10 protein-coding genes and 1 pseudogene are annotated in these 13,612 nt (G+C 40.2%); 9 read left to right on the top strand and 2 right to left on the bottom strand.

The window, feature by feature from the left end:
• The 9 genes and pseudogenes from HT728_RS10095 to HT728_RS10050 all read left to right on the top strand — a co-directional run.
• Nucleotides 1–2,122: FIVAR domain-containing protein (locus HT728_RS10095; protein WP_173235056.1), on the top strand; the 2,122-nt coding region annotated here is incomplete at its 5' end.
• Between the two features lie 365 nt (nucleotides 2,123–2,487).
• Complete coding sequence (locus HT728_RS10710) at nucleotides 2,488–3,402, top strand: hypothetical protein (RefSeq protein ID WP_240148972.1); 915 nt, start codon at nucleotides 2,488–2,490, stop codon at nucleotides 3,400–3,402.
• A gap of 98 nt (nucleotides 3,403–3,500) precedes the next feature.
• The gene (locus HT728_RS10080) at nucleotides 3,501–4,100 is read left to right on the top strand and encodes a DUF6088 family protein (protein WP_173235054.1); all 600 of its coding nucleotides are present in this window, start codon (nucleotides 3,501–3,503) and stop codon (nucleotides 4,098–4,100) included.
• 234 nt (nucleotides 4,101–4,334) lie between these two features.
• A complete protein-coding gene (gene pgdA / locus HT728_RS10075) occupies nucleotides 4,335–5,726 on the top strand; it encodes a peptidoglycan-N-acetylglucosamine deacetylase PgdA (protein ID WP_173235052.1) in 1,392 nt (463 codons plus the stop codon).
• Nucleotides 5,727–5,839: 113 nt separating this feature from the next.
• On the top strand, nucleotides 5,840–6,682 hold the full coding sequence (locus HT728_RS10070; protein WP_173235050.1) for an aldo/keto reductase: 843 nt from the start codon (nucleotides 5,840–5,842) through the stop codon (nucleotides 6,680–6,682).
• 272 nt (nucleotides 6,683–6,954) lie between these two features.
• A pseudogene (locus HT728_RS10705) lies at nucleotides 6,955–7,716 on the top strand (elongation factor Tu).
• Between the two features lie 364 nt (nucleotides 7,717–8,080).
• Nucleotides 8,081–8,998 carry a glycine--tRNA ligase subunit alpha gene (glyQ, locus tag HT728_RS10060; protein ID WP_000038736.1) on the top strand — a complete coding sequence of 306 codons (918 nt, stop codon included), beginning with the start codon at nucleotides 8,081–8,083 and terminating at the stop codon, nucleotides 8,996–8,998.
• A 259-nt stretch (nucleotides 8,999–9,257) separates the two neighbouring features.
• Nucleotides 9,258–11,294 (top strand): glycine--tRNA ligase subunit beta, encoded by a 2,037-nt coding sequence (gene glyS, locus HT728_RS10055; RefSeq protein WP_173235048.1) that lies wholly within the window; start codon nucleotides 9,258–9,260, stop codon nucleotides 11,292–11,294.
• Between the two features lie 42 nt (nucleotides 11,295–11,336).
• Entirely contained in the window at nucleotides 11,337–11,594 is a 258-nt protein-coding gene (locus tag HT728_RS10050; RefSeq protein ID WP_119941992.1) for a DUF896 family protein, read from the top strand.
• Nucleotides 11,595–11,709: 115 nt separating this feature from the next.
• Here the strand turns inward: HT728_RS10050 and HT728_RS10045 are convergent, their stop codons facing one another.
• A complete protein-coding gene (locus HT728_RS10045) occupies nucleotides 11,710–12,948 on the bottom strand; it encodes an NAD(P)H-dependent oxidoreductase (protein WP_173235046.1) in 1,239 nt (412 codons plus the stop codon).
• A gap of 18 nt (nucleotides 12,949–12,966) precedes the next feature.
• Nucleotides 12,967–13,572, bottom strand: a complete 606-nt coding sequence (locus tag HT728_RS10040) for an NADPH-dependent FMN reductase (RefSeq protein WP_033677008.1) — start codon at nucleotides 13,570–13,572, stop codon at nucleotides 12,967–12,969.
• Nucleotides 13,573–13,612: the final 40 nt, after the last annotated feature.

Genomic DNA, 13,612 nt, shown 5'->3' with positions numbered 1-13,612 from the left:
TGCCTATAACGACGCTAAGCAAAAAGCAGAAGCAGCGAAGGAAGCAGCGGAAGCTGTAATAGCGGACGACAATGCGACACCAGCAGCCGTCCAAGCAGAGATTACGAAAGTAAACGCAGCCAAAGACGCGTTGAAGAAAGCAGAAGATGCCGTAACCGCCGCAGCTACAGAAACAGCGAAAGCTAAATTAGCAGAAGACAAAGCTAAGTTAGATGAAGTGGTAAATACAGAAGGTAAGACACCAGAAAGTATTCAAGCTTACGAAGCCGCTAAGGAAGAAGCGAAAGCAGAAGTAGACGCAGCTAAGGAAGCAGCAACAGATGCATTAGCTAAAGGTGACGATGCGACAGCGGCTGAAGTTCAAGCAGCGAAAGAAAAAGTAACCGCAGCTCAAGGTAAGTTGGACAAAGCGAAAGAGAAGTTAGTCGATAAAGCAGACAAGACAGCTCTAACGCAAGCGAATAATGCCTTAGGCAGCGAAATCACAAGTGCACCAGACACAGCTGACAAGCCAGCAAGCAAAGTGACTGCCTATAACGACGCTAAGCAAAAAGCAGAAGCAGCGAAGGAAGCAGCGGAAGCTGTAATAGCGGACGACAATGCGACACCAGCAGCCGTCCAAGCAGAGATTACGAAAGTAAACGCAGCCAAAGACGCGTTGAAGAAAGCAGAAGATGCCGTAACCGCAGCAGCGACAACTACAGCGAAGACACAACTAGAAGGTGACAAAGCTAAGTTAGATGAAGTGGTAAATACAGATGGTAAGACACCAGAAAGTATTACAGCTTACGAAGCTGCTAAGAAAGAAGCAGAAGATGCCGTAACAGCAGCTAAGCAAGCAGCAACAGATGCATTAGCTAAAGGTGACGATGCGACAGCGGCTGAAGTTCAAGCAGCGAAAGAAAAAGTAACCGCAGCTCAAGGTAAGTTGGACAAAGCGAAAGAGAAGTTAGTCGATAAAGCAGACAAGACAGCTCTAACGCAAGCTAAAGAGGACTTGGAAGCAGCCCTTACTCCAGGAGCATCAACATCTGGTAAGACAGAAGCAAGTAAGAAAGCTTATGAAGACGCGAAGACAAAAGCTAACGCAGCAGTAACCGAAGCTGAAAAAGTGATTGCCAACGCGAACGCAACGGAACAAGACGTAGCGGATGCGAAAGCGAAAGTTGATGAAGCGAAGAAAGAACTTGATAAAGCCAAAGAAGGCTTGGTAGATAAACCAACTTCTGTACCAAGTAATGATGACAACACTAACAATAGTGCTAACACCAACAACGGTGCTAATACCGACAATAGCAGTAACAGCAATACTAGTGGCGACACTAACAATAGTGCTAACACGAACAACGGCGGTACTACCACCCCTGCTGACAGCAATAGCGATAGTGTGACACCAGATAACAGTGCCAATACTCCAGCTCCTGGTGTGACGACCGACGATAGTAGCAACACCACCCCTGCTACTCCATCATCTACTGTTGGGCAGGCTCAAGCAAGTACTCCAGCTCAAGAAACACCAGTTTTTACAAACACTCCAAACAATTCAGGCGATACAGCAACTCCTAGCGAGACTCGTCCTGTTGACAAGTCTGAACTTGCGCGATTGGTTGAAGAACTAGAAACTCGTTTGAAAGACTTGGATGGTATTGATCAATCTGTCATCGACGCTGCTAAGATCATTCTCGGAGAGGGTCAAGCAGCCCTTAGAAATACTGACTTGACAGAAGCAGGATTGAGAGAGATGACTGCTAAGGTCAAAGAAGCACTCGAATCCTTGAGAGGCAAGCAAGCGACTAAGGATGAAGAGGAAATGCAAGAAACAAGCAAAGAGCAAGATCATCTTCCATATGGTACGATGATTGGTAGCCTGCTCGCCCTTCTTGGTCTCCTTCTATTCCTCATCGCGCGTCGTAAGAAAGAGTCAGAACTCAAGAAGTTGACCAAGGAATTGACTAAGGTTCTGCAAGAAAGCGACCTTACAAGTGTAGATGCGAAAGTTCTCGACCAAGCACGAGAAGCTCTCGCTCAAGCGGTTGCCTTCCTAGCCAATGAGAAAGAGTCTGACCACACAGAAGATGAGTTGATTGAGAAACTCAAAGCTATTCTTGCTCAGTTAAGATAAGCGACATGTGAAATATCGCAGGCGACCATAGAAGTTACTATATTGCTGGATAATAACTATAGGAAAAGTTAGTCGCAAACCTGTAGTGGGAAGTTGCCAGCTTCTAGCGGGGAAGTGGTTCTGGGAACAGGACACCATCTTTTGGATGGGAATGCTTCCTCCTTTAGTACAAGTAGAAGTCTTCGATGGCAGAGTAAGATAAAGAAGAAACACGAGACAAGTAAGATAGTTCATGAAATGGAACTGAAAATTGCTGGTGTGGACTCTTGAAGGAAGTAATGGATAGAAAGAAGTTGAGAAGCGTCTTTCTATCCATCTTTCTTTAGAGTGTATGTAAGCGCTTTAAAAATAGAAAGGGTAATGGAATGGGGAAACATGAAAGTAGAAAAAACAAACCTATTTTATTAGTAGGGAATGGAATCAATAGATTATTTGCAAGCGAGCCAGAAAATGATGATTTCTTTAATGTCGACAAGTTTAGAGGTGAAAAAGAGGCGGAGAAACGTTCATTACATGCTGAGATAAGCGATTCTTTAAGTTTTCCGATGAGGATTTCAGTAAACTATGAGGGGAAAGAAGAAACTGTCGCAGAGGAACTAACTGATTTTTTGAAGGATAAGATGACGATTTCAAAAAGAAAGAAAGAGTTTCTTGAGGACTTATTAACGTTAGAAGTAGAGAATATTTTGACGACGAATTACAGCTTTGAATTTGAAAAAACAATCTGTACTAATCCATCTATTGGAAAAATCTTAAATCTATATGGATATGGGAAGGAGGGTGAAATCAGTAAAAAGGAAAAGGAGCTAGGAATTTACCAGTATATAAAATTAGGTGATCGAAAAAAACTATGGCATATACATGGAATAGCAACCAGAAAAAAGTCTATTATACTAGGACAATACTATTATGGCTATTTGCTTTCGCAGGTGATAGGATATACGTCTGAATTATTAAGGAGATGGAATTCTAAAAATGATTTTTATCATCATTCATGGATTGATTGTTTTGTAAGCAATGATGTTCATATCCTTGGTTTTGCTTTAGATTTAGCTGAAATCGATTTGTGGTGGCTACTCGCATACAAGAAGAAACATTTTGAATTTACAAAGGTATATTTTTACTCTAAAGTTGGAGACTTAGATGTTACTGTGAGAATACTCTTGTGTACATATGGCGGTATTATAAAAGAAATAAATACGGCTGACTATCATGATTTTTATAATCAAGCTATTACTGAAATAAGAAATAGGATAAAAATGGATAGAGATGTTACATAAGAAATTGTAAGAGGTCTGTTCCCTCTTGATAAAATGACTCTCATTTGACTTTTTGCACCAAAAATAGCATCATATTCGGTGCAAAGGAGGCGTGATAGATGAACTATAAGCAGGAAATAGTAAACAGGATAGAAAATTTTGAATCGAATCAAGTTTTTATAGCAAATGATTTCTTTGATATTGCAGGATATGAAACTGTTCGTAGTACATTAAATCGTCTTGTAAAAGACAAAAAGGTTACTCGCATTTTGAAAGGTATTTATTATAAACCAAAATATATAGAACTGATTGGAGAGTATGCAATGGCGTCTGTGGATGAAGTTGCTGATGCTATTGCTAGAAAATATAATTGGACCATTGCTCCATCGGGAAACACAGCCCTTAATTTACTTGGTTTATCTACGCAGGTACCAGCAAAATGGACCTATATATCAGATGGAAGGTATGCCAGTTTTAATGTTGGTAAGGCAAGGATAGAATTTAAGCATAGAAATAATGGAGATATTTCAAATATGTCAACCTTAACTGCAATGGTGATACAATCTGTCAAGGCAATGGGGAAAGAGAACATTACTTCTCAGCAGATTGACTACTTACGGAAAAAATTATCTGAAGAAGAAAAGTCAACATTACTAGCTGAAGGTAAAACTACAAGTGTCTGGGTATATAGTATTATCAAGAAAATATCAGAGGTGTAGGGATGTTTGAGGATAAATAGATTGAGAAAAATAAATCAATTTCTCAGAATGTTTTTAGAAGTCACGGTGTCTATTCTAGCTTCAATCCACTAGAAATTCCATAGATAGAAAACTACATAATCTCTACAGATAGGGCTGATCGAGTTGATGTGAGATGATTTGGCTTTCTAGGGGAATTGTGGATTGCCAAACTGTATCATTGAAATTATTGCTCAAATTTGTTATGATATAAATATGAATAAAAGTAGACTGGGACGTGGCAGACACGGGAAAAAGAGACATGTATTATTGGCTTTGATTGGTATTTTAGCAATTTCTATTTGCTTATTAGGCGGATTTATTGCTTTTAAAATGTATCAGCAAAAAAGTTTTGAGCAAAAAATTGAATCGCTCAAAAAAGAGAAAGACGATCAATTGAGTGAGGGAAATCAGAAGGAGCATTTTCGTAAGGGTCAAGCCGAAGTGATTGCCTATTATCCTCTCCAAGGGGAACAAGTGATTTCGTCTGCTAAGGAGCTGATAAATAAAGACATTAAGGACAAGCTAGAAAGTAAGGACACTCTTGTTTTCTACTATACAGAGCAAGAAGAGTCAGGTTTAAAGGGAGTCGTCAATCGTAATGTAACCAAACAAATCTATGATTTAGTTGATTTTAAGGTTGAAGAGACTGAAAAGACCAGTCTAGGAAAGGTTCACTTAACAGAAGATGGGCAACCTTTTACACTTGACCAACTGTTTTCAGATGCTAGTAAAGCTAAGGAACAGCTGATAAAAGAAATCACCTCCTTTATAGAGGATAAAAAAATAGAGCAAAACCAGAGTGACCAGATTGTAAAAAGCTTCTCTGACCAAGACTTATCTGCATGGAATTTTGATTACAAGGATAGTCAGATTATCCTTTATCCAAGTCCTGCGGTTGAAAATTTAGAAGAGATAGCCTTGCCAGTATCTGCTTTCTTTGATGTTATCCAATCTTCGTACTTACTCGAAAAAGACGCAGCCTTGTACCAGTCTTACTTTGATAAGAAACATCAAAAAGTTGTCGCTCTAACCTTTGATGATGGTCCAAATCCAGCAACGACTCCGCAGGCATTAGAGACTCTAGCTAAATATGGTGTTAAAGCCACTTTCTTTGTGCTTGGGAAAAATGTTTCTGGGAATGAGGACTTGGTGAAGAGGATAAAATCTGAAGGTCATGTTGTTGGAAACCATAGTTGGAGCCATCCGATTCTCTCGCAACTCTCTCTTGATGAAGCTAAAAAACAGATTACTGATACTGAGGATGTGCTAACTAAAGTGCTGGGTTCTAGTTCAAAACTCATGCGCCCGCCTTATGGAGCCATTACAGACGACATTCGCAATAGCCTCGATTTGAGCTTTATCATGTGGGATGTGGATAGTCTGGACTGGAAGAGTAAAAATGAAGCAGCTATTTTGACAGAAATTCAGCATCAAGTAGCTAACGGCTCTATCGTTTTGATGCATGATATTCACAGTCCGACAGTCAATGCCTTGCCAAGGGTCATTGAGTATTTGAAAAATCAAGGTTATACCTTTGTGACCATACCAGAGATGCTCAATACTCGCCTAAAACCTCATGAACTGTATTATAGTCGTGATGAATAAGCAAGAAAAAATAGGTCTGTCAGATATGTGATAGACTTATTTTTTACAAAAGATAGTACTAATTAGCAAAAAAATTATGCTATAAATGATAAAGAAAATAGAAGGAGAAGCATATGAATACCTATCAATTAAATAATGGAGTAGAAATTCCAGTTCTGGGATTTGGAACTTTTAAGGCTAAGGATGGAGAAGAAGCCTATCGTGCAGTGTTAGAAGCCTTGAAGGCTGGTTATCGTCATATTGATACGGCGGCGATTTATCAGAATGAAGAAAGTGTTGGTCAAGCAATCAAAGATAGCGGAGTTCCACGAGAGGAATTGTTCGTAACTACCAAGCTGTGGAATAGCCAACAAACCTATGAGCAAGCTTGTCAGGCTTTTGAAGAGTCTTTAGAGAAGCTAGGACTGGACTATTTAGATTTGTATTTGATTCATTGGCCGAACCCAAAACCGCTTAGAGAAAATGACCAATGGAAAATCCGAAATGCTGAGGTCTGGAGAGCGATGGAAGACCTCCATCAAGAAGGGAAAATCCGTGCTATCGGCGTTAGCAATTTTCTTCCCCATCATTTGGATGCCTTGCTTGAAACAGCAAAAATTCTTCCGGCGGTCAATCAGGTTCGCTTGGCACCAGGTGTGTATCAAGAGGAAGTCGTAGCTTACTGTCGAGAAAAAGGAATTTTGTTGGAAGCTTGGGGACCTTTTGGTCAGGGAGAACTGTTTGATAGCAAGCAAGTCCAAGAAATCGCAGCAAATCACGAAAAATCGGTTGCTCAGATAGCCTTGGCCTGGAGCTTGGCAGAAGGATTTTTACCACTTCCGAAATCTGTTACAGCCTCTCGTATTCAGGCTAATCTTGATTGTTTCGGAATTGAATTGAGTCAAGAGGAACGAGAAACTTTAAAAACGATAGCGGTTCAGTCGGGTGCTCCACGAGTTGATGATATGGATTTCTAGAAAATCATAAAAAGAATTGTACATTATTCTAATTTTTGATATAATAGTCAGCAGGAAAGAAAGTCTTATGGCGTTCTTCAAGCGAGCTTGGGATAGTGGGAGCCAAGTAGGGCAAAATAAAGAACTGGCGCTTTCTGTAGTATTTTCAAAAACAATGAAGTAATAAATTAGGGTGGAACCGCGTTTCTGACGCCCCTAGGTTAAGTCAACCTAGGATTGTCGGACGCGGTTCTTTTGCTTATTCAGTCTATTGTGTGAAAGAAAGGAGAGACGTGGAAAACCTTTATCTTGTAAAAGACGATAGTCAACTAGCTGCATTTCGTGATTTTGTAGTAAGAAATACTGAAAAGTTGAAAGATTATCAATCTTTTTTAAAGAATGAACTTGCAGTCTGTGATTTACCGCAAGCCGTTATTTGGTCAAGTTTTAATGCTGCTACACAGATTATTAGGGAAAGCGCTGTTCCAGCCTATACAAATAATAGACGAATGGTTATGACGCCTGAATTAGCTGTTTGGAAAGAGTTGTATTTGTATCAGTTGATGGACTACGAGTGTTCTCAGCAAACTCAAGCAATAGAAAGTCACTATCATTCTTTATCTGAAAATTTCCTCTTACAGATTGTAGGACATGAGTTAGCTCATTGGTCGGAGCATTTTTTAGATGATTTTGATGATTATGACTCTTATATCTGGTTCGAAGAGGGGATGGTTGAATATATTAGTCGCAAGTATTTCTTGACAGAAGAGGAATTTCAAGCGGAAAAAATTTGTAATCAATCTCTCGTAGAACTTTTTCAGAAGAAGTATGGTTGGCATTCATTGAATGATTTTGGTTCTTCGACTTATGATAAGAACTATGCAAGTATTTTTTACGAATACTGGCGTAGTTTTTTGACAATAGATAAGTTGGTAGAACATCTAGGTAGTGTATAAGCGGTCTTCGATTCTTATCATTTATGGGCAAATACAGATAAAACACTTCCCTTGTTAAATTGGTTTGTTCAGCAGAAGTTAATTGAAAAAGAAATATAAAAACTAAAGGAGTAAAAAATGTCTAAGAAAATAACATTTCACTGCGTCAGTGGCAGAGACCTCCTTACAGTCGGACTGCCCCACGCTCAGCACTAGAGTGCCTGAGCTAGACGCAGTACTAACTCGTCTTGCCTCGTATGATCGATGAGGCAGACTCGTGTCGCAAGTAATTTATAAAAAAGGAGTAAACAATGTCTAAAAAATTGACTTTCCACTGCGTCAGTGGCAGAAACCTCCTTCAGTCGGACTGCCCCACGCTCAGCACTAGAGTGCCTGAGCTAGACGCAGTACTAACTCGTCTTGCCTCGTATGATCGACGAGGCAGACTCGTGTCGCAAGTAATTTATATAAAAAGGAGTAAACAATGTCTAAGAAATTAACATTTCAAGAAATTATTTTGACTTTGCAACAATTTTGGAATGACCAAGGTTGTATGCTTATGCAGGCTTATGATAATGAAAAAGGTGCGGGAACGATGAGTCCTTACACTTTCCTTCGTGCTATCGGACCTGAGCCGTGGAATGCGGCTTATGTAGAGCCATCACGTCGTCCTGCTGACGGTCGTTATGGGGAAAACCCTAACCGTCTCTACCAACACCACCAATTCCAAGTGGTCATGAAGCCATCTCCATCAAACATCCAAGAACTGTACCTTGAGTCTTTAGAAAAATTGGGAATCAATCCTTTGGAGCACGATATTCGTTTCGTTGAAGACAACTGGGAAAATCCTTCAACTGGTTCAGCTGGTCTTGGTTGGGAAGTTTGGCTTGATGGGATGGAAATTACTCAGTTCACTTATTTCCAACAAGTCGGTGGATTGGCAACTGGCCCTGTGACTGCGGAAGTTACCTATGGTTTGGAGCGTTTGGCTTCTTACATCCAAGAAGTAGATTCTGTATATGATATTGAGTGGGCTGATGGTGTAAAATACGGAGAAATCTTCATCCAGCCTGAGTATGAGCACTCAAAATATTCATTTGAAATTTCAGATCAAGAAATGTTGCTGGAAAACTTTGATAAGTTTGAAAAAGAAGCTGGTCGTGCATTAGAAGAAGGCTTGGTGCACCCTGCCTATGACTATGTTCTCAAATGTTCACACACCTTTAACCTGCTTGATGCGCGTGGTGCCGTATCTGTAACAGAGCGTGCAGGCTATATCGCTCGTATCCGTAACTTAGCTCGTGTCGTAGCCAAAACCTTTGTCGCAGAACGCAAACGCCTAGGCTACCCACTTTTGGATGAAGAAACACGAGCTAAACTCTTAGCAGAAGACGCAGAATAGTGAGTAATACTGTGCTCTAAAATCGTTAGAGGCAAGTCGAAGACTTGCTAGAGGGATATGCACCGCCGTACTGTTATGTGGGGATTTTTGAAACCTTAGGTTCAAAAATCAGTCAGCTAAATCCACTTTGATGAGACTGTTGGAAATCTTGATCAATTTAGCATTAGATTTCCATACAGACTCACAAAGTTAGTTAGCGACGTCCCCAGTACCTAAGGTGCATATCAAAAAAGATTGAAGAAAATGTAAAGGAAAAAACATGACAAAAAACTTATTAGTAGAACTCGGTCTTGAAGAATTACCAGCCTATGTTGTCACACCAAGTGAAAAACAACTAGGCGAAAAAATGGCAGCCTTCCTCAAGGAAAACCGTCTGTCTTTTGAAGCCGTTCAAACCTTCTCAACACCACGTCGTTTGGCTGTTCGTGTAACTGGTCTTGCAGACAAACAGGCTGATTTGACAGAAGATTTCAAGGGTCCAGCAAAGAAAATTGCCTTGGATAGTGATGGAAACTTCACCAAAGCAGCTCAAGGATTTGTCCGTGGAAAAGGCTTGACTGTCGAAGATATCGAATTCCGTGAAATTAAGGGCGAAGAATATGTCTATGTCACTAAGGAAGAAATTGGTCAAGCAGTTGAAGCCATTGTTCCAGGTGTTGTAGATGTCTTGAAGTCATTGACTTTCCCTGTCAGCATGCACTGGGCTAACAACACCTTTGAATACATCCGCCCTGTTCACACTTTAACTGTTCTTTTAGATGAAGAAGAGTTTGATTTGGATTTCCTTGATATCAAGGGAGGGCGTGTGAGCCGTGGCCATCGTTTCTTGGGAAAAGAAACTAAGATTCAGTCAGCATTGAGCTATGAAGAAGATCTTCGTACACAATTTGTAATAGCAGATCCACGTGAACGAGAGCAAATGATTGTTGACCAAATCAAAGTAATCGAAACTGAGCATGGTGTACATATCGAAATTGATGCGGACTTGCTTAATGAAGTCTTGAACTTGGTTGAATACCCAACTGCCTTTATGGGAAGTTTTGATGCCAAATACCTTGAAGTTCCAGAAGAAGTTTTGGTGACTTCAATGAAAGAACACCAACGTTACTTTGTTGTTCGTGATCAAGACGGTAAACTCTTGCCAAACTTCATTTCTGTTCGTAACGGAAACGCAGAGCATTTGGAAAATGTCATCAAAGGAAATGAAAAAGTCTTGGTAGCTCGCTTGGAAGACGGAGCATTCTTCTGGCGTGAAGACCAAAAATTGGTGATTTCTGACCTTGTTGAAAAATTAAACAATGTAACCTTCCATGAGAAGATTGGTTCCCTTCGTGAACACATGATTCGTACTGGTCAGATTGCTATTCTCTTGGCAGAAAAAGCTGGTTTGTCAGCGGATGAAACGATTGACCTAGCCCGTGCAGCAGCCATTTACAAGTTTGACTTGTTGACAGGTATGGTTGGTGAATTTGACGAGCTCCAAGGAATTATGGGTGAAAAATATGCCCTTCTTGCTGGGGAAACTCCAGCGGTAGCAGCTGCTATTCGTGAACACTACATGCCTACATCAGCCGAAGGAGAACTTCCAGAGAGCAAGGTTGGAGCCATTCTAGCCATTGCAGACAAATTGGATACGATTTTGAGTTTCTTCTCAGTAGGCTTGATCCCATCAGGTTCTAATGACCCTTATGCCCTTCGTCGTGCGACCCAAGGTGTGGTTCGTATCTTGGATGCCTTTGGTTGGTACATTGCTATGGATGAGCTGATTGATAGCCTTTATGCTTTGAAATTTGACAGCTTGACTTATGAAAATAAGGCAGAAGTGATGGACTTTATCAAGGCTCGTGTTGATAAGATGATGGGTTCTACTCCAAAAGATATTAAGGAAGCAGTACTTGCAGGATCAAACTTTGTTGTGGCGGATATGTTGGAAGCAGCAAGTGCTCTTGTAGAAGCAAGCAAGGAAGAAGACTTTAAATCATCAGTTGAATCACTTTCTCGTGCCTTTAACTTGGCTGAGAAGGCAGAAGGAGTTGCTACAGTTGATTCAGCTCTCTTTGAGAATGAAGAAGAGAAAACCTTGGCAGAAGCAGTAGAATCACTCGTTTTGTCAGGGACTGCCAGTCAGCAATTGAAACAGCTCTTTGCTCTTAGCCCAGTCATTGATGCCTTCTTTGAAAATACTATGGTAATGGCTGAAGATCAGGCTATCCGTCAAAATCGTTTGGCAATCTTGTCGCAATTAACCAAGAAAGCAGCTAAACTTGCACGTTTTAACCAAATCAATACCAAATAAAATTTGTTAAACGAATTAAATCTTATCATAAAGGAGAGAAACATGGATCCGAAAAAAATTGATCGTATCAACGAGCTTGCTAAAAAGAAAAAAACAGAAGGCTTGACCTCAGAAGAAAAAGTAGAACAAGCCAAACTACGTGAGGAGTACATCGAAGGTTATCGTCGCACTGTTCGTCACCACATCGAAGGAATTAAAATTGTGGACGAAGAAGGAAACGATGTTACACCAGAAAAACTACGCCAAGCCCAACGTGAAAAAGGCTTACATGGCCGTAGTCTTGATGACCCAAATTCATAATGAGTATTCTTTCTTTTAACAAAGATAGATGAACTAATACCAAAAGACTAGCAGACACAAACTGCTAGTCTTTTGTCACTTAAAAAGGAACCATAAAGGTTCCTAAAAACTATCATTAGTAACTTGCACCGGCTGTAGCGTCTGCGCCACCACCGTGACCCCCAGCATCACCTGCATCAGAAGCTCCAGATGTAGCATCTGCGCCACCATGTCCTCCAGCAGGAGCTGCAGTATTTCCACCAACTAGACGTTGACCAGTTGTTTCCAAGTACCAATCGAGCCATGGTTGGAAATTGAAGATGATTTCATTGATTCCAGCATATGAACCATCTGGATAGTACATTGCCTTGTAGTTATGTGTATTGATAACACCTTCAGGTGTTCCCGGCACAATTGTACGGACATATTCTTGATCTCCGTTACGTAGTACACCGACAACCCATTCAACGTTTTTCATTCTTTCAGGTGGTAGGGAAGCATGTACTGTTCCTAGTCGGCTACCTGCTTGAACGCGCACACGTTTACCATACATTGTATTTGGATCTTGGTGGGCGTTATTATAGTACAAGAATTGGTTATTATCATCAGCATATGTCAACTCAAATGGCATTGCTTTCAAGAACATATCAATTTGGTTAACTGTCAAGATACCGTGGTCTAATTTAACGTAAGTATCACCAGAAACAGCTCCAACAAGCTCAGCTGCTTTTTCTACCCATTCAGGATCATCAGGGTCAACACCTTGAATGGTAGTTGCGATTGGATTTGTACAATATAAATCTTCTGGTGCAATTGGTTTTGGTTTTTTCAATTTTGAAACGACTCCCACATATTTTACAAAGTTGTCTAAACATGTTTCAAGGAAATTAACAGTTCCTTCATTTGTGATATTCCCATTAACATCAAAAGCTTCTTTGGCTTTACCAAGAAGGAATTCATTTCCTGGAAGCGTATAGGCATTGACACCTGGAGCGTCAAGAATCTTACGAAGGTGAACTTGGGCACGAGAAGTACCTTGGTCATAGTAAGAAGCTCCTACAATCATAACTGGTTTGTTTTCAAATGGATGAACTTCGTATGAAAGCCATTCAAGAACAGATTTTAGAGATGCTGAGATTGTGTGGTTGTGCTCAGGAGTAGCGATGATGACACCATCAGCACGAGTAATTTTGTTATATAAATAACGCAATTGGAAACTTTCATCCCATTTTTCGTCTTGGTTGAATATTGGAACTTCGTCAATTTCGAGAACTTCTAATTCAAATTTGAGTTTGAAGTGGCGACGGATAAATTCCAAGAGCTTACGGTTATATGATTGATCGTAGTTTGATCCTACAAGTCCAACAAATTTCATTCTTTTTGGTCTCCTATCTTACAAATTTTCCCAGTCAAAGTCTTCAGCATCTTTGCGAAGTAGGGCTTGTGCGTTGCGCAATTTTTCTGTGATTTTTACAAAGATACGGAAGTCGTCAAAAGTAGCATCCAGTTTTTTAATAACATCAAGATCTACTAGATCTCCACTTGGGTTAAAAGCTTGAAGAGAATGTGAAAGCAAGAATTCATCTGGAAGGACACTTGCTTTGATTTCTGGAGCATTCAAGATTTGGCGAAGTTGCATTTGAGCACGTGATGAACCAAGCGTACCGTAAGAAGCACCTGTAATCATGATTGGTTTGTTCAAGAGTGGGTAAATACCATAAGACAACCAAGCAAGAGCGCTCATCAAAACAGCTGGGATAGAGTGGTCGTACTCAGGAGTACCGATAATAACACCATCTGCCTCTTCAATTTTAGCAGCAATTTCCAGAATTTCAGCAGGTACTTGCTTGTCAGCTGGTTTGTTGAAGACAGGAATGTCTTTAATTTCAACAAGTTCAATTTCAGCTTTGTCAGCAAAGTGTTTTTGCATGTATTGAAGCAATTGACGGTTTGTAGAACGTTTTGAATTTGTTCCAACAATAGCAATAAGTTTTAACATGAGATTTCCTTTCTCTTTTTACATAATACGATTTTAAAAC

The sequence above is a fragment of the Streptococcus sp. 544 genome (assembly GCF_013277385.1).
GTDB lineage: Bacteria > Bacillota > Bacilli > Lactobacillales > Streptococcaceae > Streptococcus > Streptococcus mitis_BA.
The sequence above is the reverse complement of the archived record's forward strand: the minus strand, read 5'-3'. Positions and strand labels throughout refer to the sequence as shown.